A 21,527-nucleotide genomic window follows, 5' to 3' on the forward strand; every position below is an offset into this window, starting at 1 on the left:
TCCTTAACGTTGCAGCAACTTGCCGGATGGATGGTTGGAGCCATGCACCTGACTGTGACAGTTCAGACAGCTTCTGCCGCCGGTGAAGGCGTTGTCGCCCATTTCGCTGCCCATGCCAGTGTTGCCCAGATAGGCGCGGCTGGCATGGCCGTCGGCGGCGTGACATTGCTGACACAGCGCAGGAGCGCGGGTCTTGAGCATGCCGTCGTTCGCTGAGCCGTGAGGATTGTGGCAAGAGGCGCAATTCTCAGTTACGGGCGCATGCTCCCACAGTTTTGGGCCGCGTTTTTCCGCGTGGCAGGCGTAACAGGTTTCGTTGACACTGGGTTTTACCAGAGCGGCATCACCCATGCTGCCATGGGGGTTGTGGCAGTCGCTGCACACCATCTGGGCCCACTTCAGCGGATGGCTTGAGCGCTTGTTCAGCTCAGTCTTCTGCTTGGTGTGGCAGCTGGTGCACACTTCCATTTCGGTGTTTTTCGACAGCACTGGATCCTTGGCGGTGTGCACGCTGTGGCAACTGGCGCATGACACATCGGCGTTGTCGTGGTGGCCACCATTCCAGGCCATGCGCTTGTCGTCCTGGTGGCACGACAGACACACGCTGTTTTGCTTCTCAGCGCTCAGGGTGGAGTCCTTGCCGAAGGTGATCATCGGCTCGTTACCGCCCTTGTTGTGGCTGCCCATGGGGCCGTGGCAGGATTCGCACTGCAGCCCGGCCATGGGGCTCTTGCTGGAGTCGATGGCGCCATGAACACCCTTGAAGAGATCCATGACTTTTTCAGACTTTTTGTGACACATCAGGCAGGAATCGGCACCTTTGGGCGAGTAGTTGCCTTCGGCAAACTTCTTGTCCAGGGTGGCCTCAACCTCCTCGGGTGTCATCTTGGCGTCCCATTTCGATGCGTGTGCCGGGGCGTGCATGCCAAGGGCAAGCAGACCGCCGATAAGCAGCGAGCCGAGGACGACTGACAGGGGTCTTGTTTTCATTATCTGGCTTCCTTATTTGTCCTTTCCGAAAGAAGGGGAGAGCGCTCTCTCCCCGGGACAAGGCAAATTACATCTTCACCACAGTGTGGTCGGCAACGGTAGGCTGGTGGCAGAAGAAACAGGTTTCCTGCTGCGCCGCCTGGTTGGCTTCCACATAGTCGCCATCAACAATGGCACCCATGTTGGTCAGGCCGTGGCCTATGCTCTCTGGCGCGTGGCAAGAGGTACAGGTGGCTGTGATGGGCGTGGTGTACTTGCCAGCAGAAGTGGCCAGGGCACCTTTGGCTTTGAAGGCATTGAGATTGAAGTCGTTGTGGCACTGAGAGCAGTTGTTGAATACAGACTCTTGACCATGAACCACGTGCAGCTTCATCTCGAAGGCACCTTTCTTGGCTCCACCGGAGTAAGTGCCATCAGGGGTGTGACAGGTCACACAGGCATCCACACCCACAGTCAGCTTGCCATTCACCTCACGGCCCAGTTGCTCGCTCATGATAAAGCCGGCGTGGTAACCCTTGTGGATATCGAAGGTTTCACCGTGACAGCCCTGACAAGTGGCAAAGTTCACTGAGTCGATATGACGGAAGTTGGCTGTTTCACCCGCTTTGGTACCGTGGGCCAGCTGCGCTTTCATCGACTGGCTGGCAACGCCATCGCCACAATCGACAAAGTCAGTGCCGCTGACACACATATCCAGACCGATAAAGGTAAAGGCGGTGTTGGTGTCACCTGCGCCGAAAGGCAGCGCTGGGGTGGTGTACACCAGTTTGCCGTCAACCACGGTCACATCGGCTTGCAGGGCACCGGCTTTCACCAGATCCTTGGTCACTTTCTTCTCACCGCTGCCTGGGCTTGGGTTGTAGCCCATGATGGGGAAGTTGGGACCCACGTTGGTGATGGTTTCGATGCGCTGGATTTTGGCTATCAGACTGCTCGCATCCACCGCGTTGCCGGCGGCATCAGTGATGGTCAGCGTCAGGGTGGCGGTGTTGTCGTCATTGCCCTGCAGCATGGCATCCATACCCAGTTTGGCTACAACTTCTTTGGCAACCTGGCCCTGGGCTGAGTGCAGCTCGGCGGTCCAGTCACTGTTGTGGCAGGCAACGCAGTTGCTGTTATCCACCTGCTGAGAGTGACCCTTACCGGCGGCAAAGTCGATATTGGTGTGGCAGCTGCCACAGCTTTGCGCGGTAGGGATACGGCTCCAGTTGGCCCAGTCAGGCGCCACTTCTTTTTCAACGTGACAGCTTTGGCAGTTTTCAAGAGCGGCTACGCCGAAGGCAGGTTTGATCTTGTTGTCGGCTTCATCCAGGTTGAAGTGGATGTCGTGGATAAAGACGTTGAATTCTTTACCATCGCTGACGCGACCTGGGGTGTGACAGCTGGCGCAGAAGTTCACATCGCCGGTCATGTGACCCGCTTCCTGTACGTCGCCGTGACAGGCGTTACAGCTTTCGGTGGCAACGATTTTGCGGCTGTAGAAGGCATCAGCACCTGAGTCGCCCATAAAGTCGGTCAGGGCGGTGGTGCCGGGCACTGTGGTGCCATCTGGCAGGGGCACGTTGTAGTTACGGATCACCAGACGCTGGGCCAGCTGAGCCTTGTATTCAGAGCGGGTTGAGTCAGCCAGGTTAGCGGCGAAGGTGTAGCTGTAGCGGCCGTTTTTGTGGTCAACGAAGGTGCCTGGACACTTGCCGGCTGGCTGGTCGCAGGTTTCGTCCAGCAGGTATTCCCACTGGGAGCTGTTACCGGCGCCGGTTGCACCTTCAGGCAGCAGCTGCTCGGCGTAGAAGCGCATTTTCTGCAGACCGATTACGGGTTTGTCTTCTTCGTTGGTAACGGTGAATTCAACGTTGGTGATGCCGTCGTTGATACGGGTATCGTCGAAGGTGAAGTGGAGTTCGCTAATGGCACCGGCGGGCTCGCCACCGGGGTTACCGGGGTTACCGTCGCTGCCATCGCTGCCACCACAGGCGGTTAAGCCAATGGCACTGGCTGCCAGGAGCAGTGCTAACTTTGAGTTATGTGCGTTCATCATGGTGTTCCCTGCATAGGTTGTCATCGCTTGTGGCCGGGCGGCTTGCCATCTGGGGTGCCGTCTAGTGGCTTGGCCATCTAAGTCAATGTTGGAAATAGAATTCCCCAAGGAAAAGTTACCTCATAGGGGGTAGAAAATCTGTTCTCTTGTATCCAATGTGTGAACTGGATCCGGCTATTTAAAAAGGGGTAGAGTCCCCGGGCGGGGAAAGCTGTTTCAGATCAAAAAAACCAGGTTTTTTCAGCAGCATTTTGCAACAAAAAACGGGGAGCATCTGCTCCCCGTTTTGACGTTGGTAACTTATCCGTTACTTGCTGTGCAGGCCACGGATCTGCTCTGGGCTGTGACAGGTAGAGCAGCTTTCCTTGGCACGGGTGCGTACGTCGTCGGCACTGGTACCATCGACGATACCGCCGTTGGTTTCAATGTGAGACTTGGCCGCTTCACCCATGTACTTCTGGTGACAGCTCAGGCAGGCACCGGCATCGGAAGATACCCAGATATCTGCGCCGCCGTTGTCCTTGTCGCCATAGCGCCATACGCGGTCAGGCGCGCGGCCCAGGGTGATACCCTTGTCGGTGTGACAGGTGCTGCAATCGGTCTTCAGCACTGTGCCTGTCTGAGCACCGGCATACTTGAGGTAGTGACCTGAAGCGCCGTGGGCTTTGTAGGCGAAGCTGGTTGGCTTCTTGCCGCCTGGGTAGGTGTCGTCCGTCTTGGTGGTCTTGTCAGAAGTGTGGCAGGTCTGACAATTCACGCCGTTGTCGTAGTGGAATACCTGCTGATTGTGACAACCCTGACAGGTAGTGGCATCGACGATTTCGCGGCGCATGGCAGGTGTGGCAGCATCGTCCACGCCACCGTCTTTCCAGACGAAGTGCAGCGCATCATCTTTGACTTCAAGCTTGCGTACACCTTCGGTGGCGCAGTCGGTCATCACCACTTCCGGACGGCCGTAACCACCGTTGTTGAAGCACACCTTGAGTGCTGACCACAGCTCGAAGGTCTTGCCGTTGGCATCGGCTGGCAGGTCAATCTTGCTGGCGGTCAGGGTGTAGCTCTTATCGGTGGCGTCATAAGTGCCTTCTTTGAGCGCAATACGACGGTTGCTGTAAGAGGCATCGTAGTAACCGGGGAAGTCTTTATCGCTGTCCCAGGCCATTACCACGCGGCTGCCGGTGTCGAGGAACTCGGTGCCAACGGCGTTGCCGTCTTTATCCAGTACCTGCACTTTAAAGGTGAACTTGCCGTTGGCATCAACGCCAATGTTGCTGAACTTCACTGACATTTCTTTCGTCATGTCAAAGGCTTTCAGCACATCGCCATGGGCCTCGGCAGCGCTGCGGGCATAACCACCATCAGCGTGACAGCTCATGCAGTTGGTGCCTGAGTTGTACTTGTAGTGGGTATCGGATGGCAGCTCGCTGTGACAGGCGATACAGGCATTGTTGGACAGGTCGGCCTTGAACAGGTCGGCATTGGCCGGTGCCTTGGCGCCTTCTACGTGACAGGCCGCACAATCGGCCGCTGGGCCTTGTGGGTACATCACTTTGCTGTAGTCGTGTACACCACCGCCGTAACCAATCACCTTATAAGGCGCCTGCACCATTTTCTCCTCGGTGGGAGAGTAGGTCATGCGCTCTTCGCCTTTGTGAATGGCGTGGATCATGTAAGTGAAATCAACGCTGTTGCCTGACTCAGGATCGCCCGAGGTATTGGTGTGGCAAGAGGCGCAGTTTTCAATATCGATACGACGACCGCCGTGCAGCTTCAGGCTTTCTGGCTGGTGGCAGGTGTAACAGGTCTCGATGCTGACCACATCACGGGTTTGAATGCCATCGGTTTTGCCGGAAGAAGGCTGCCAGTCATAGTGGGCGTTGGCGGTCACCTGAGGCAGTTCAAGCTCGAGGGTGGCTCTGTGGGTGTTGTCCGCATCGAACGTCACAGGCACAGGCTCGGTTACCCCGGCAATATTGGTCTGGAAGGTATAGGTGTAAGTACCGTCACCGTGGTCAACCAGGCAGGCATCACACTTGCTGGCGGCTTCTACGTTGGCCTGGAACTGGGCAGAAGGATTGATGTCGGTATCGCCTTCAGGTACCCAACTTGGGTTAGGGTCTTTCTTGGCGTTGATATAGGCTTGCCACTGGAAACCGCGATCGGCTTCAACAGCTTCTTCCCCTTCACCAATGGTCTCGGTGACGTGGGCCAGCTGGGCAATGCCAAAACGCAGGTCGTGATCCTTGGTCAGACCCAGCACTGCAACGCCATTGGCGTTTTCCAGTGAGAAGTCGACACTGAGCTTTCCTGCATCAATGGTGGCGTTGGTAAAGGTGGCTTTCAGGGTGGAAGTGGTGTCGATTTGGACGCCGATGACACCATCTTTGCCGTCTTCACCGTCTTTGCCGTCGCTGCCGCATCCGACGAGCGTTAAAGACAGTAGTCCGGCACCCAATATCGCTTTTGTCGCGGCATTGAAGTTGAACCCTTTCATCATGGTATTCCCTGCAATAGTTTTAGTTATCACCGAACTTGTTGGCAAATAAGAATAATTCTTATTAACCTCATGCGGTGTGTGGAATTAAGCTTCCACCCCCAAGGCTATCCAAGGTGTGACCATTTCGCAGTCAATTTAGGTCGGATCTGTGACTGAGTTCTGACTATTTCTTTAGAGGTATTCGATTGGCTAACTCATTCGTCTTCAAATGCTTGTGACTTTTGATTCTGGTCAAAAAAGAGGTACCGGCCCGAGCCGATACCTCATCGTGGTTTAGAACTGCACCGGGTGAACCTTATCGATGCCGAAGGTCTTGCCTTCGCTGTGACAGGCGGCGCAGGACTCACCGCCGCTGTAGCTGCCCTCGGTGCCCTGGTACACACCACCATTTTGCAGGAAGTGATTCACAGCCGCTTCATTACCGGCCAGGGTTGGCGCGTGACAGGAGGCACAGGCGGCAACTGTTGGCGAGTATTCACCGTCGGCGGCAAGGAACGCCTGCTTGATTGCCAGACTGTCGAGCTTAATTTGCCCCTTGTCGTGACAGACTGCGCAGTCAGCCACATTGCCCGGGAAGCTAATCTCGGTGGTGTAGTTACCGTAGCGACCGTCGCGGGTGTTGGCGTGGATTTGATGCGCCATCACTTTAAAATCAAAGCCGCGATTAAAGGCCTTGGCATTGTGCGCCTGGGTTGGTGTGCCGTTGTGGCAACTGGCGCAGCTGCCATCTTCCAGATGTACCGCCGTGTTGGGCTCGGATGTGTGGCAGCTTGAGCAGCCGGTGTCAGGGCTGCCGGTGGCACGGGTGCGGGAGTGGGCCTTGGAGAAATCGGCCTGCGCATCGTGGCAGTCGGCGCATTTGCCGGCAGACACCACAGGCTCAGGGCCGTCGATGGCATCGCCGCTTGGGGAGAAGCTGGCGCGTTTGGGGGCAACCACGACTTCGGTCATGGCGGCGCTGTCATCGTCACAGGCAACTGCGATGCCGCTGGCCTTGTCGGCACACACATACAACTTGGCAGACAGGGTGCCTTGCTGGATGGCGTTGATATCGGCATGGGTCAGGCCGTCAATCTGATACTCAATTTGCCCGCCGTTTTCGTGTTTCTCAATGGTGCCATTGCTGTACTTGCTGTAATCGGCCAAATCCACGCTGAAGCGCCCGGCATGCTGGCCAAAGTTGGCTGACAGTCGGCGGATGCTGTAGTCGCCGTCAAAAGCTGCGGCAACCAGCCAGAGACTTTTTACCGCAGGGTCCAAATCCGGTGCCTGCGCCGCTGGCCAGTTCAGGGTGACAGTCAGGCTGCCCTTGCCTTCATTCAGGACAAAACGGCCGGTCTCAAGGCTGAATGCATAGGTTTCGCGCACCGAGGCTTTGGCGTTGTCCTTTGCTGTGTGGAAGATGGCGGAGCCCAAGGGATTGGAGTCGTCGGCATGACAACCGGCGCAGTTGCCAGCCTCAAATACTGCGCGCACATTGGCGCCCTTGATGCCATCTATGTCCGGGCTGGCGTAGTAGTGGAAGTAGTTACCGACAAAGCCTCGGTCTTTCTGGCCATCAGGTGGAGTTAACCATTCGGCCTGATCGACAATATTGAACTCGCCCAAATGACAGGAGGCACAGGCTTCCTGACGATGGAAACCAAAGTATTCTGCCTGCGCCGGGGCATCTTCGCCCTGAATATGGCAGGTCTGGCAGCTCTCGCCGCCGGGGAAGGTGACCTTGCTGTAGTCATGGATGCTGCCGCCATGACCCACCATGGTGTAGCTGCCCTGGTGAATGCGGTGCAGCATGGCGCCAAAGTCGAGGGTGGCGAAGGTTTCCGGATCGCCTGCGTAGCTGGTATGACAGACCACACAGTTTTCGATATCGGTGCGTTTGCCGCCATGCATCAGCAGCTTGGGCGCAGCGGCGTTTTGGTAATCCTCGTTGTGACAGCGGATACAGGATTCTTGCAGCGCCACCAGTTCGCGGCTTTCATCCGCCTTGGCTGCCATGCCGGTGGCGGGAACAAAGTCGTAATGGTTGTTAATCAAAGTGGCATTGCTGACAGTGGCGGTGGGTTTCAGCTCCAGGGTGACTCTGTGGGTCAGTTCCGGGTTGAACTCGGTATTCAGGCCATCAATTTGAGGATACTCGGCAAGGCTTTTGGGAAAGGTAAAGCGGTATACCCCTGAGTCCAGCACGTCAATACAGTCTGTCTTACAGCTGCTTTCGATGTCAGCCTGAATTTGTGGGCGGGCCAGTGGCTCGAAGCCTGAGGGCACATGGGCTGGATTAGGGGCTTTGAGCGTATTGATGTAACTGGTCCACTGACTCGGTTTGGTGCCTTTGCGGCTACTCTTGGACTCTTCGCCCTTCAGGTCCCGTTTCTGAAGGCTGTCGAGCTTGGCTATGCCCAGCCCGAGCGTATTGATTTCTTTGAATGAATCAAGTCCGTATACGGGAACGCCGTTGGCATTTTCCAGGCTGAAATCGACACTGACGCGGCCATCTTCGATGCGGGCATCGAGGATTTTTGCGCTGAGCGAGGTGGCTGCTTTGATATGCACGCCAGTGGTGCCATCGTTGCCGTCGCTGCCATCTTTGCCATCACTGCCGCAGCCGCCGACCATGGCTGCCAGCAATGCCGTGCCAAAGGCAGCACGGAGCCGATTGCTTTTATTATGGTTTTTCATCATTTTCCCCTGCAAAGGTCACCGGGTTCCCGGTAGGTTTGGTGTTCGGCGTGATTTACCCATAAAGGCGTAGTGCCAGCCACGGTCGATAGGAGGGGATGTGAACTGCTTCAAACTGGCGGTTGATGAATTGTTAACTTTGTAATTTGCTTTTCAATACAAACAGATAGCCAGAGGTTTTTGGTGCTTAGAGTGCGGCGTACTGATTTTGGCTGGCCATTCTGAATCCGGGCTGACTGGATGGTGAAATTCTGTGCCGATTTATTGCGCTAAATCATGCCGCTAGGCGTTGCTGGTGAGGTGGCAACAAGGGCAACCCAGTGAATCGTTACTGAACTGAAAACGCCAAAGCCTGGTCGATAACAGTTGCAGCAAAAGGTATCGGCGCCGCATTTGTTCCAGGGCAAGCCAGAGCACAGAACGCATAACGCAAAGCTAAGCCGGTTGTCGGGCGGGGGGGCCTGCGGGCAATTCAAGTGCCACTGATAAAGCGATGCTTCAGCGCCAATGGCTATAAGCAACTGAGCCAAAAACAAAAGGCAGCCTGAGCTGCCTTTTTCGGTTAAAGCGGATGAATTATTTATAACGAACCGGATGCACGCTATCGACACCGGCGGCCTTGCCTTCACCGTGGCATACAGCGCAGGTTTCGCTGCCCGGGGTAAAGCTGCCGCGAACATCAGAGGCTACGCCACCATTGGCACGTACGTGGGCCAGCAGCGAGTCTTTCGGGCCGTGGCAACTGATACAGGCAGAGGCAATCGGCGAGAACTCCACTTCATTGCCATTGGCATCGATTGCCGGGGTGGCAGGCACCTTGGCAAGACCAGTCAGAGTCAGACTGCCCTTGTTATGACAGCTGGCACAGTTGCCGTAATGCTCGGGGAAGGTGATGGGATCCTCACCGGTGCGTTTCCCTGCATGATGGGCGTGGATACGCACCTTGAAGTCGATGTGATCCTGGATCTCCTTATTTGCACTGCTGGCACTGTAGAGTGGGTTGTGACAGGTCTGGCACTCGCCTTCGAAGTTGCTGCGACGGCCGCTGTGGGTCATCTTGCTTTCGAACTTGGCCAGATACTTATTGTCGTGACAGTTGTCGCAGGTGCTGTTCTTCACCAGACTGCGACGTGCCTGAAGACCTGTGTCGCCCTGAAGATTGAACACCACCGCAGCACCCGGGATCACCGACGGGTTAAGCGCTTCATCGCTTCCGCTGCCACATGCCACGCCAGCCAGGGTGTCGCGGTCGACACACATTTGCGAGGTGATGAAGGCCGACGAAGGCAGCGCCGGGTCAACCGTCAGGCTAAAGGCATTTTCGTATTGGTAAATGCCATCGGCACCGGAAACCGGCGTCAGGTTCAGCAGATTCACGTTGGTGTGACCAGCGGTAAAGTCTTCTTCATTGCCAAAGCCTAAATACAGGGTGCTGTATTTGATCCTGGGGTCGGCATTTGGGCTTGGCTGCGCTGCGCCCTTGCTGTCTTTCACGCTGACGGCAAACTTCAGCATACCAGCTTCGAGACGCACTGAATCAGCAACCAGAGCCGCCTGATAATCCAGGCGCACATTGTCCTTGGCGATAGCGTCGGTGAAATGATGCCCTGCGCCTTCTGTATCTTTGTCTGCATGGCATGCGGCGCAGGCATGGTCAGGTTGATACTTGGCGTGCATCTCGGCCTTGATGGTGGCCGGATCTGTGCTGTCTACGTGGCACGAGCCGCAGGCGAGCGCTCTGTGATGGCGGAAGTTAGCGGCATCCACCGGGCGGTTTTCACCTTCCTGGTGACAGACGCGGCAATCATAGGCATCGGCGGGGAAGGTGACTTCAGAAAAGTCATGCACGCTGCCGCCATAGCCCACCATCAGATACTTGCCGCGGTGGATTTGGTGCAGCATATAGCCAAAGTCCAGTGGCGAGCCGGTTTCAGGATCGGCCGCATAGCTGGTGTGACAAACCTGGCAGTTGGGGGTATCGAAGCGGCGGCTGCCATGGAAAATTAGCTTGGGTGCCCAGGCGTGGCCGTAATCACTGCTGTGGCAGCGAAGGCACGAGTCCTGCAAATTCTCTACCAGTCGGGTTTCTTCGCCGCTCGCGGCCTGACCTGTGGCCGGGATAAAGTCGTAGTGGCTGTTGACCAGTTTGTCGGTGCTGCCATCGACTCTTAGCTCAAAGCTCACCCTGTGGGTCAGGTTGGCGTCATAGCTTAAGTCCAGCCCCTCGATGGGTTCCACTGAGGCAATATTTTGCTTGAAGGTGTAGCTGTAACTGCCGTTGCCGGTTTTTTCAATACATTCCTGACGGCAGCTGCTTTCGATATTGGCCTGGATTTGGGTGCCGGCTTTGTCTTCATAGCCTGCGGGAATTTGCGCCGCAACCGGCTCGACAACCCGGTTGATGTAACTGACCCATTGGGGTGTTTTGTAGCCTTTGCCGCTTTGGGGCACCAGCTTGGCAATGCCAACCCCCAGGGTATCGACCCCGGCGTAGGTGTCCAGGTCGGTAATGGCGACGCCATTTTTATTGGTCAGACTGAAGTTCACCACCACGGTGCCCGCATCAATGCTGACATCGTCAATTTGCACCGCGATATCCCTGGCACTGGCTAGGGTCAGTCCCACTTCGCCGGGGGCGCCATCTTCACCATCTTTTCCGTCACTTCCACAGCCAACAAGCAGCAAGGCCCCAAGAAGCGGTGTCATCCATAAACTGTGATTGTATTGCTTCATCGTCGTATCCCGAACCTGTAAAAGTCAGGGGCCGCCAAGTGGCAGGCCCCGGGCGGATTATTGAATGGGGTGCACTTTCAGCACATCGACTATGCCGCCCTGGCCATGACAGGTGGCGCAGCTTTCGGTGCCTGCAGTGGCATCGGCCTGAGAGCCGCCAAACACGGCACCTTGCTGGCTCATGTGGTTTTTGGCGCTGTCTGACTCGTGGCAGTTGCTGCACACGGCGGCGGTGGGGCTGGTAAAGCTGCCATCATTCAATGCCATGGGTTGCACCGCGGTGGACAGTGGCAGAGCAACACTGAGTACACCGCTGGCGTTGTTGGCGTGACACTGGGCGCAGTTGCCAATCTTGCCTGGGTAGTTGAGGGTCTCGAAGCCTTCAAACTTACCCTGGTGTAATGCGTGGATAAGCTGCTTGAAATCCGCCGTGGTATGGGCTGGATTGGCGGCAGTGGCATCGGCCTGCATATTGTGGTTGTGGCAAAGCTGACACTGAGCCTCAAGGTCGTTGCGGGCGCCGTGGAAGTTAAGCTGCTGATCGCCGTGGCAATTACCACAGGTTTCATTGGTGACCACGCTGCGGCGGCCGCTGGCGCTGAGTGCAGCAGCGCTGAAGAAAGCGTGGCTCGATTTGGTCACGATAACATCGACACCATCGCCACATTCGGCCAGCGCGCCATTGGCACCACATACCCGGCCCTGCATCGCCAGAGTGCCGGTATCGGCTTCGGTGCCGGCAGGAACAGTAAGGCCGGCAATGGCGTAGTAGTTCACGCCATCGGCCGAGGAGACTGGCGCTGTGCTTTGCAGCCGCACTGAGCGGGCGCTGCGGGTGGCATAATCCATGCTGCCGCCCCAGTTGGCGTAGACGCGAAGGTCAGAGACAAAGGGCAGGCTATCGGCGGCGCCATACACTTCACCGGTTTGCGGATTGGACAGCTTCACCCCCACGGTGACTGTGTCGCCACTGAGGCTTGCGGAGACGATTTCAGCTTGGAAAGCGGCCAGGGTGGTGTCTTTGTCGCTGTGGACTTCCGCGGTCCAGTCGGCATTGTGGCAAGCTACGCAGTTGGCATTGGTGGGCTGGGCCGGATGACCTTCGCCTGCCGGGAAGTTAATGTTGGTGTGGCAGCTGCCACAGGCTTCCATGGTGGGCACTGTGTGCCAGTTCTGGTTGTCGGCGAGCTGTTCATCGGCCTTGTGACAGGTTTGGCAGTCTGCCAGCGGTTTTGGGAAACCCGCCAAGTGCTTGCCATGCACCATGGGAGCGAACACGTTGGCGGGATTGGAGACCTTGGTGGCGTTGTGGCAGGTGACGCAGGTTTCGACCTGATTGTATTTGCTGCCGTGGAAGGCAAGATTACTGTGGCAGCTGTTACAGGTTTCCATGCTGACAATATTGCGGGTGTAGGCAGGCTCGCCCCCGGTTTGCCAGTCTTTGTGGACGTTGGTGACCGGCAGCTTGGTGCCGTCGGGCAGGGCATCGCCGCCAAGTTTGATCACCAGCCTCTGGGTGGCGCCATCCTGCAAAGTCTGGCCATTCATGCCATCAAAAGGCGCGCTGAAACTGTAGGTGTAGATGCCGGTTTTAAGGTCGGTATAGCTGCCCGGACAGGCCGAGGCGGAGCAGTTTTCTGCGCCGAAGTGCTGCCAGGTGCTGGCATTGCCGGCACCGGTAAAGCCTTCAGGTACCAATTGGGCGGCAATAAAGGTGGCAGAGGGAATACCTATAACCACTTCATCGGCCTGATTGGTAACCCGGTATTTGACCTCGGCGATACCGTCTTTCAGACCGACTTCCATAAATTCGACATTCAGGCTTTGAATATCCATGGCGGGTTCACCGCCCGGATCGCCGGGGTTGCCCGGCTCGCCATCGCTGCCGCCACAGGCCGCCAGAGCCAACAGACCTGCGGCTACCAGCGGCATGCGATACATCTGAATGATTCTGTTTTTATTGATTATTGTGTTCATTGTGCGTTCCTTCCTTGCAAGCCTGTTACCACTGATAGCTGAAGCTGAGACCAACATAGTGGGCCTGATAATCGTGGCTTAGAGAGCCAAGCAAAATCAGGTTGGGGATCGAATCCGGCATCAGGCCATCGTTGCCCCAATCCATATCCTGATAGTCTTCGTACAACCAATCGAGGCGCATCGACATATTGTCGGCCAGTTGATAATCCGCCCAGGCGCTGAGATTGTGACGGGTAGCGCTGTAAGGGCCATATACCACTGACAAGCCCTGGCTGACCTCGGTGTCACTGGCGCCATCGCTGTAGCCGTAATCGATGCCGAGGGTGAGCTTGTTGTCCATGAGCTGCTGCCATTTCAGGCCCAGGCTGGCACTGGTTTGGTCGTCTCGGTTTTCCGCCTGCCAGAAACTGACACCATTGGCGCTGCCGGTTTGCCGGTTATCTCGCCAATCCTGGCCAAAAAAGCCGCTTAGGCTCAGGTTGTCGCCCAGTGGATAAGCCGCGTTCAATCCATAGCCGGTGTAGCGTACTTCGGTGAGGCCAAGCTCGGTTTCCAGATAGTCTTCAAGGCCGGTGTGCAGGTTGAACTGGATAGAGACTTCGTTGAAGTTGTGGTCTGTCATCAATCTCAGCTCACGCTTGTCGCGATCGGCAAGGAAATACTGCCGCATGGCGCCCTGGTTGGCCGCCTGGGTCAGTTCGCTGGTTTGATAACTGTCGCCGCGACGGGCCCGCACTTCACCCATCAGGCTCACGCGCCATCCGGGCATCAGCTGTGCCCGCAGCGCCGCTTCGACGCTGTTTTCAAACACAGAATCGCGGCTCAGGCCGGAATACTGGTTATGGTCGTAGCTGTAGTTGGCATCCAGATTCCAGTTACTGCCAAAACGGTATTTGGCGCCGAGCTTCAGTAACTGGCGGGTGCGGTCGTAAGGGGTATTCTGGACTTCACCGCGATAGATGCTGTCGGTGGTTACCAGCGGATACCAGGCCTGCTCGGTTTTGTTATCACGGTCGCGATAATCGTAGGAGCCATAGACAGATAGCTCGCGACTGAGCCGATTACGGTAGCTCAGACCAAGCTCCATCATATCGACCTGGGTATCGGCACTGGCGTGGGGCAGCGCTGGCGACGGGCCGGTCACAGTGGCAGGCTGCAGCGGGTCGTCCTGGGTCATGCGGGCAAAGCGGCTGTGCAGCAGTGCCTGCTGTGCCCCTTCAAAAAACTGCAAGTCGCCGCCAAGGCTGAAGGCCTGATTATCCGGGTCGACTGCCATCTGGCCGTTATAGGCAGCGCCAAACGTAGGGTAAAAGGCATTGTCAAAGGCAAGGCGCTGATGATCGTTGCGGTATTTGCTGATTTGGCCATTAAGGCCACCCAAAAAGCCGTCGCCGCGCCAGTACAGCCGCGCATCCAGGGTGTCGGTACTGTCGTCGATGGGCTTGGCAATCATGGCGGCATTGGTCAGCAGATTTACCGTGCTTCGACTGGCGCCGCTGCGGGTTTCATGGCGGAAGTTAAGCTCGGTATCAAAACCCTCGCCTTTTACTGTGCCGCCGAGGGTGAAGCGCTGGCGCTTTTTCTCAAGGGTGACTGTTGCAGCCTTATCGAGTTCGGCCATTCCGGCGGTGGTGCCGGCCGCTTGCCAGTTGTCCGGCAGGCGCAGGTTATCGCCGTCTTCACGGTAAGGGCTGCGCGCGGCATTACTGTCGAAGCGGGCCAGGGCGCGGTAATCGAGATAGAAGCGATAGTTGCCGGGCTTGGCAATGCTCAGATTGGCGCTGGCAGCATCGAAGCCCAGTTTGTCGGCGCGAAAGTCGAGGCGGTAGTCGTTTTCGCCCCGGTCGTGGATATCGGCACTGAGGAAGGCGGTTGCACCGTCGGTGTCTGTCCCTGTGGTGTTGCCGATATGGCTGTCTTCGCCATCCTGCAGCGCAACCCCTGCGGTGACGGACGATGTTAACTCAGTTTTCGACTGGCAACCTTTGCACACCCAGGCCTCTTGCTTGATGGTGCTGCGGTTGGCGTCTTTCAAACCGTAGCCAGCCGATGCCTGCGCGGACAGCGCCGTGGCCACGGACAGTGCCAGCAGGCTGAGGGTGGTATTGGGAAATGGCTTCATAATGACCTCCTCAGCGTTGCAGCAATTTGCCGGATGGATGATTGGAACCATGCACCTGGCTGTGGCAGTTCATACAGCTTTGGCCTGCGGTAAAGGCGCTGGGGGAAGTGCCGAACTGGGCATTGGCGGTGTGCCCCACGCTGGCGTGGCATTGCTGACACAGCTGCGGCGCCTTAATGGTGAGCATGGCTTCGTTGACGCTGCCGTGGGGATTGTGGCAACTGACGCAGTTGTCGGTGACAGGCGCATGTTCCCACAATTTGGGGCCGCGCTTTTCAGCGTGGCAGGCATAGCAGTTCTCATTGATGCTCATTTGCTTTAAGCCCGCTTCGCCCTGGCTGCCGTGGGGATTGTGGCAGTCGCTGCACACCATCTGGTTACTTTCAAGCGGGTGGCTTGAGCGCTTATGCATGTCGGCTTTTTGGGCAAGGTGGCAACTGGTACATACCTCAACCTCGGTTTGCTTGTCGGTGATGGGGTCTTTGGCGGTATGAATGAGGTGGCAACTGGCGCAGGGGATATCGGCGCTGTTGTGATGGCTGCCTTCCCATGTCATGCGTTTGTCGTCCTGATGGCAGGACATACATACCGAATTTTGCTTGTCGGCCGGAATTGGCGCGTCTTTGCCGAAGGTGATCATCGGCTCCTTGCCACCTTTATTGTGACTGCCCATAGGGCCGTGGCAGGCTTCGCACTGGAGGTCGGCCATTGGTGAGGCGCTCGAATGGGTGCTGCCATGCACATTGTCGAACAGTGCCATGACGGTGGCGCTCTTTTTATGGCACATCAAACAGGAGTCGGCTCCCTTGGGGGAGTATTTACCTTCGGCAAATTTTTTGTCGAGGGTAGCTTCGACTTCACTGGGGGGCATGTCTTTCCAGGGCGTGGCTGCCAACTGGAACGAAAACAGCAGGCAAAGCAGACCCAGGGTCAGCTTGCTGCCAAGCAGGGGGATGTCCATCTTCATTCTCACACTTCCTGACGCGCGTTCGGGTTTATAGTTATTCTGTGATTGCTAATTCAGTAAATTGGCAAAGCACTAAAGCAAGAGTGTAGAGCAAAATTGCGACAAGTCATTAACAGGCACCTGTCTGGTATGTGGTAATTTGGTTGATTTTCCAAGGAATATCAGCGGAGTGTGATGTTAATCACATTTTAATTGTGGTTTCTTGTGAAAGGCACTTTCAAGAACTTTGCAGCCCCCGTTTATTCCTTTGGATTTTTGCCTCATAATTGGCATTAATTGAAAACTATTATCGTTACCAGTCAAAAAATTGATCCAGGTACGATTATCGAATGACAGACTTGGATAAAATGCCGGTCAGTCAGAGATCAAGATGGAACAGGGTGGACCTTGTTAATGAAATTGAGTGACCTTCGCCCGGGTGATAAAGCTGTTATCGCCGAAGTCGGGCAGCTCGAACTGCCACAAACCGTCAAGCGCAAGCTGTTGTCGATGGGGATCACCCCCAATACCCGACTGACCTTTATTCGCAAGGCGCCACTTGGCAGTGGGATTGAGCTGGATATCCGCGGCAGCAAGCTGTGCATGCGTCAGGAACTGGCGGAAATCATCGACGTCAATCCTATCGAGAGCGGAGCTGCCCATGGCTAAACAATTTCATTGCGTTACCGTCGGTAATCCCAACGCCGGTAAATCGACCCTGTTCAATGCCCTCACAGGTGCCAACCAGCAGGTCGGCAACTGGTCCGGAGTCACCGTTGAGAAGAAAACCGGCCACTTCAGCCTCAGTGGTGCCGATGTCTATCTCACCGACTTACCCGGCATTTACGACATTCTGCCCGCCGGTCGCAGCTGCGATTGCTCCCTCGATGAGCAAATTGCCCAGCAATATCTGGCCGAGCAGCACATGGATGGCATTATCAACCTGGTGGATGCGACCAATATTGAGCGTCACCTGTACCTGACCGTGCAGCTGCGCGAGCTTGGCATTCCCATGGTGGTGGTGGTCAATAAAATCGACATCGCCTTAAAGCGCGGTGTGCATATTGAGACCCAGAAAATGAGCCAGGAACTTGGCTGCCCTGTGGTAGCCGTGTGTGCCAGAGATGCCAAAGATGTGGTCAAGGTTCAGGAGCAAGTGGTTTCGCTGCTCGAAGGAAAGGTTTCTGAAGCGCCGTTGGTGCTCAATTACGAGCGCGCCATTGAAACTGCTGTGGCGGAGCTGCAAACCAAAGACACCAGTCTGCCACGGGGCAGGGCGCTTGCCATGCTTGGTAACGGCCTTGGTTGTGGTTCCTGTAAAAACAGTGAGTTTGAATCGGAAGTGAGCCGCTGCGCCGATGGTCTTAAGGCACAGGGGCTGGACATTGAGCTGATGGTTGCCACCACCCGCTTCAACTTTGTTGAACAGGTTTACCGCAGCGCAGTGGCCAACGATGAAGCGCCAACCCTGAGTGACCGTTTGGATCAACTGGTGCTGCACCCTCTGCTGGGCGTGCCTGTGTTCCTGCTGGTCATGTATCTGATGTTCATGTTTGCCATTAACGTGGGCAGCGCCTTTATCGATTTCTTTGATATCAGCGCCGGCGCCCTGTTTGTGGATCACTTTGGTGCGCTTCTTGGAAGCTGGGGCGCGCCTGAGTGGCTGGTGACCCTTCTGGCTGGCGGCATTGGTCAGGGCATTCAAACCGTGGCGACCTTTATTCCAGTGATCATGGCGCTGTTTTTGGCGCTGTCGGTACTGGAAAGCTCGGGCTATATGTCACGCGCCGCTTTTGTGGTCGATGGCCTGATGCGCCGCATCGGTCTGCCCGGGAAGGCATTCGTGCCTATGATTGTGGGCTTTGGCTGCTCAGTACCGGCGATTATGGCCACCCGTACCCTTGGCAGTGAGCGTGAGCGCATTGTGACCGGTATGATGGCGCCCTTTATGTCCTGTGGTGCCCGCTTGCCGGTATATGCCCTTTTTGCCGCGGCCTTCTTCCCTGAGTCGGGTCAGAATCTGGTGTTCCTGCTGTATATCATCGGTATTGTCGCCGCCATTGGCACAGGCCTTTTGCTTCGCAGCACCCTGCTGCCGGGGGTGAGCAGCGCCGTGGTGATGGAATTGCCGAACTACGAGATGCCCAAATTCAAGGCAGTATTGTCCCGTACCGGCAAGCGTACCAAGAGCTTCATTCTCGGCGCGGGTAAAACTATCGTGCTGGTGGTGACCTTGCTGAACTTTATCAACGCCGTGGGCGTGGATGGCACCTTTGGCCATGAAGACAGCAGCGAGTCTGTGCTCAGTGTTGTCAGCCAAAAAGTGACCCCAATTTTCAGCCCCATGGGGATAGAAGCTGATAACTGGCCGGCGACGGTTGGCATTATCACCGGGATTTTCGCCAAAGAAGCGGTTGTGGGCACCCTGAACAGCCTCTACAGCACGCCGGGCAGCGACGATGAAGGTCTGACGCCGCTGTCTGAATCCTTCAGTGAGGCGCTGGCCACCATTCCGGCAAATCTGCTTGGCATTGCCCCTGAAGATCCCATGTCGATGTCAGTAGGTGATGTGTCCAGTGTGGATACCGCCGCCGAAGAGCAAGGCGTGGACAGAAGTACCTTCAGTGCGCTGCAAATCGGCTTTGCCGGACAACTGGCTGCCTTCTCTTACCTGGTGTTTGTGCTGCTGTACACGCCGTGCGTTGCGGCCATGGGCGCTTTGGTGAACGAGTTTGGCAAGGGCTGGGCGGTGTTTGCCGCGACCTGGACCTTTGGTCTTGCCTATGGGGTGGCAACCCTGGTGTATCAATGGGGCAATGTGGCGGCGCATCCGCTGCAAACCCTGGCCTGGACCACAGTGATTTTGGGTGCGCTGGTGGCCTTCTATTTCTACCTGAAGCAAAAGGCTAAGAAGACCCAGCAGATTATTCCGGGGATCAGGGTGATCACGGGCTGATTGTCGGCTTGAATTTTTGATGAGAAGCAGCCGCAAGGCTGCTTTTTTATGGGCATTATCCCCCTTGGCAGAGTTTTTGATACAGGGGCATTGTCAGCGGGGGATTTCTGTAGGATCATGCAGGTTTTGACAAATTTGCCACTGTTTGCAAAAGAGGAGCTCCATGAGTCACGTGGACAACGAAGTACGTCCCAGTAACTTCATTCGCAATATCATAGATGAGGATTTGGCCAGCGGTAAGCACACCAGTGTGCACACGCGTTTTCCGCCTGAGCCAAACGGCTATCTGCACATTGGTCACGCCAAGTCTATCTGTCTGAACTTCGGTATCGCAGAGGACTACAAGGGCCAGTGCAACCTGCGTTTTGATGATACCAACCCTGAAAAAGAAGACATCGACTATGTCAATTCGATTCAGGAAGACGTTAAGTGGCTCGGATTCCAGTGGGATGGCGAGGTTCGCTATTCATCCAACTATTTCGATCAGCTCTACGGCTATGCCGTTGAATTGATCAACAAGGGCCTGGCCTATGTGTGTTTCCTCAATGCCGAGGAAACCCGCGAATACCGCGGTACCCTGAAAGAGCCGGGCCGCAACAGCCCTTACCGCGATACCTCCCCCGAAGAAAACCTGGCGCTGTTTGAAAAGATGCGCGACGGTGGCTTCAAAGAAGGTGAGTGTGTGCTGCGTGCCAAAATCGATATGGCGTCGCCCTTTATGTGTATGCGCGACCCTGTGATTTATCGCGTGAAGTTTGCCCATCACCACCAGACCGGTGACAAGTGGTGCATCTATCCGATGTACGACTTTACCCACTGTATCTCCGATGCGTTGGAAAACATCACCCATTCACTGTGTACGCTGGAGTTCCAGGACAACCGTCGTTTGTACGACTGGGTGCTTGATAACCTCAATGATTTCCAGGCGCCTAACCGTACCCGTCAGTACGAGTTCTCCCGTCTGAATCTTGAATACACTTTGATGTCCAAGCGCAAGCTGAACGATCTGGTGGTGCGTGGTTTGGTGTCCGGTTGGGACGACCCACGTATGCCAACTATCGCCGGTCTGCGTCGCCGTGGTTACACCCCGGCCTCTATCCGCGAGTTTTGTCAGCGCATTGGTGTGACCAAGCAGGACAACCTGGTGGAAGTGGGCATGCTGGAAGCCTGTATTCGTGAAGACCTTAACGAAAACGCCCCACGCGCCATGGCGGTTATTCGTCCTATTAAGGTGATCATCGAGAACTTCACTGCACCTGAGCTTGAGTACGTGAAGGCGCCTGTGCACCCCAACCTCGAACAGATGGGTGAGCGTGAGCTGGCGTTCGGCCGTGAGATCTATATCGATGCTGCCGACTTCCGTGAAGAAGCCAATAAGCAATACAAGCGCCTGGTGCTGGGCAAGGAAGTGCGTCTGCGTAATGCCTATGTAATCAAGGCTGAGCGCTGCGAAAAAGATGCCGAAGGCAATGTCACCACTGTGTACTGCACTTACGATCCTGAGACCCTGGGCCAAAACCCAAGCGATGGTCGCAAGGTGAAAGGTGTGATCCACTGGGTTGAAGCCACCACTGCGTTGCCTGCCGAGTTCCGCCTGTACGATCGTCTGTTCATCGATGCCAACCCGGCTGCCGCTGAAACCGTGGATGAAGTGTTGAACCCGGGTTCTCTGGAAGTGGTGCACGGCTTTGCCGAAGCGCCGCTGGCCAACGCCAAGGCTTCGCAGGCGTATCAGTTCGAGCGGGAAGGCTATTTCTGTGCCGACAGCAAAGACTCCGCCCCAGGCAAGCTGGTGTTTAACCTGACTGTGCCACTGCGCGAATCATTCTAATCGGATGAGCCACTGAAAAAGGCGCCATTTGGCGCCTTTTTCTTTTTGCGGGTGTTGCTGCAGCCTGTTATTGCAGCACCGGCTATTGGAGCATAGGGCCGAAGCCGAGGCTCCAGAGGATCACGCTGCCTGCCATCAGGGCAACCAGCAGTACCAGGCCTGCGGTGACCACAGAACTTGCGTAGATAAAGCCCTTTTCTTCAGGGATGTTCATGATGATGGGCACCCCGGTATAGAGCAGATACACAGAGTAAGCCAGACCAACCAAACCAACGACCATCATAAACCAGAGCACCGGATAGAGCGCCGACAAGCCGACCATGAACAGTGGGGTAGCTGTGTAGGTGGCAAGTTCAAGTGCCTGGGTGAAATCGGGTTTTGCGTCGAAGGTAATGGCCATCCAGTGAGCCAGATAGGCCAGGGCAAAGACCCCGGCAATCAAACCGAAGTACATGCCGACAGACATATAGAGTGCGCTTTGGCTGGTCAGGAACAAAGGCTCTCCTGCGCCCGGGTTCCAACCGATATGGGCCATTGCAAAATAGCTGCAGATAGGTGGGATGAGCGCAATCAACAGCAGGTGGCTCATACTGCTTTTGAGTGCCTCGTGGTTCTTTTCGATAGTGTGCCACTCTTCTTTTGGATGAGTGTATAACCCCAATAAGTGATTCAATATCATTATAATTATCCTTGTTTAGCAGTGGTTCCCATGCTCGCCAAACTTCAGACGAACCTTTTACAGCTCTGAGGTTATTTAT

12 protein-coding genes are annotated in these 21,527 nt (G+C 56.0%); 3 read left to right on the forward strand and 9 right to left on the reverse strand.

Annotated elements, in window-relative coordinates; all coding sequences use genetic code 11:
- Window positions 1–3: 3 nt before the first annotated feature.
- The 8 genes from MJ923_RS04800 to MJ923_RS04835 all read right to left on the reverse strand — a co-directional run bounded on the left by MJ923_RS04800 (window position 4) and on the right by MJ923_RS04835 (window position 16,003).
- On the reverse strand, window positions 4–924 hold the full coding sequence (locus MJ923_RS04800; protein ID WP_420854417.1) for a DmsE family decaheme c-type cytochrome: 921 nt from the start codon (window positions 922–924) through the stop codon (window positions 4–6).
- Between the two features lie 133 nt (window positions 925–1,057).
- Entirely contained in the window at window positions 1,058–3,028 is a 1,971-nt protein-coding gene (locus tag MJ923_RS04805; RefSeq protein ID WP_240590114.1) for an OmcA/MtrC family decaheme c-type cytochrome, read from the reverse strand.
- Window positions 3,029–3,335: 307 nt separating this feature from the next.
- Window positions 3,336–5,525, reverse strand: coding sequence for an OmcA/MtrC family decaheme c-type cytochrome (locus MJ923_RS04810; protein WP_240590115.1), 2,190 nt, complete (start codon window positions 5,523–5,525; stop codon window positions 3,336–3,338).
- Between the two features lie 273 nt (window positions 5,526–5,798).
- Window positions 5,799–8,204 (reverse strand): OmcA/MtrC family decaheme c-type cytochrome, encoded by a 2,406-nt coding sequence (locus tag MJ923_RS04815; protein WP_240590116.1) that lies wholly within the window; start codon window positions 8,202–8,204, stop codon window positions 5,799–5,801.
- 576 nt (window positions 8,205–8,780) lie between these two features.
- On the reverse strand, window positions 8,781–10,937 hold the full coding sequence (locus tag MJ923_RS04820) for an OmcA/MtrC family decaheme c-type cytochrome (protein WP_240590117.1): 2,157 nt from the start codon (window positions 10,935–10,937) through the stop codon (window positions 8,781–8,783).
- A 57-nt stretch (window positions 10,938–10,994) separates the two neighbouring features.
- Window positions 10,995–12,878: an OmcA/MtrC family decaheme c-type cytochrome gene (locus MJ923_RS04825; protein WP_240590249.1), complete on the reverse strand. Its 1,884-nt coding sequence runs from the start codon at window positions 12,876–12,878 to the stop codon at window positions 10,995–10,997.
- A 61-nt stretch (window positions 12,879–12,939) separates the two neighbouring features.
- On the reverse strand, window positions 12,940–15,036 hold the full coding sequence (locus MJ923_RS04830) for an MtrB/PioB family decaheme-associated outer membrane protein (RefSeq protein ID WP_240590118.1): 2,097 nt from the start codon (window positions 15,034–15,036) through the stop codon (window positions 12,940–12,942).
- 10 nt (window positions 15,037–15,046) lie between these two features.
- Window positions 15,047–16,003: a DmsE family decaheme c-type cytochrome gene (locus MJ923_RS04835; RefSeq protein ID WP_240590119.1), complete on the reverse strand. Its 957-nt coding sequence runs from the start codon at window positions 16,001–16,003 to the stop codon at window positions 15,047–15,049.
- A gap of 393 nt (window positions 16,004–16,396) precedes the next feature.
- Here MJ923_RS04835 and MJ923_RS04840 point away from each other — a divergent pair, with 393 nt between their 5' ends.
- From MJ923_RS04840 to glnS, 3 genes are all read left to right on the forward strand, one after another.
- Window positions 16,397–16,651: a FeoA family protein gene (locus tag MJ923_RS04840; protein ID WP_240590120.1), complete on the forward strand. Its 255-nt coding sequence runs from the start codon at window positions 16,397–16,399 to the stop codon at window positions 16,649–16,651.
- Window positions 16,644–18,938: a Fe(2+) transporter permease subunit FeoB gene (gene feoB / locus MJ923_RS04845; RefSeq protein ID WP_240590121.1), complete on the forward strand. Its 2,295-nt coding sequence runs from the start codon at window positions 16,644–16,646 to the stop codon at window positions 18,936–18,938. The genes MJ923_RS04840 and feoB overlap by 8 nt, the downstream gene beginning before the upstream one ends.
- A gap of 163 nt (window positions 18,939–19,101) precedes the next feature.
- Window positions 19,102–20,769: a glutamine--tRNA ligase gene (gene glnS, locus MJ923_RS04850; protein WP_240590122.1), complete on the forward strand. Its 1,668-nt coding sequence runs from the start codon at window positions 19,102–19,104 to the stop codon at window positions 20,767–20,769.
- A gap of 82 nt (window positions 20,770–20,851) precedes the next feature.
- On the opposite strand, the gene MJ923_RS04855 is transcribed toward glnS, so the two are convergent.
- Window positions 20,852–21,448: a Yip1 family protein gene (locus MJ923_RS04855; protein WP_126166341.1), complete on the reverse strand. Its 597-nt coding sequence runs from the start codon at window positions 21,446–21,448 to the stop codon at window positions 20,852–20,854.
- Window positions 21,449–21,527 lie beyond the last annotated feature (79 nt).

The sequence above is a fragment of the Shewanella zhuhaiensis genome (assembly GCF_022484835.1).
Lineage (GTDB): Bacteria > Pseudomonadota > Gammaproteobacteria > Enterobacterales > Shewanellaceae > Shewanella > Shewanella khirikhana.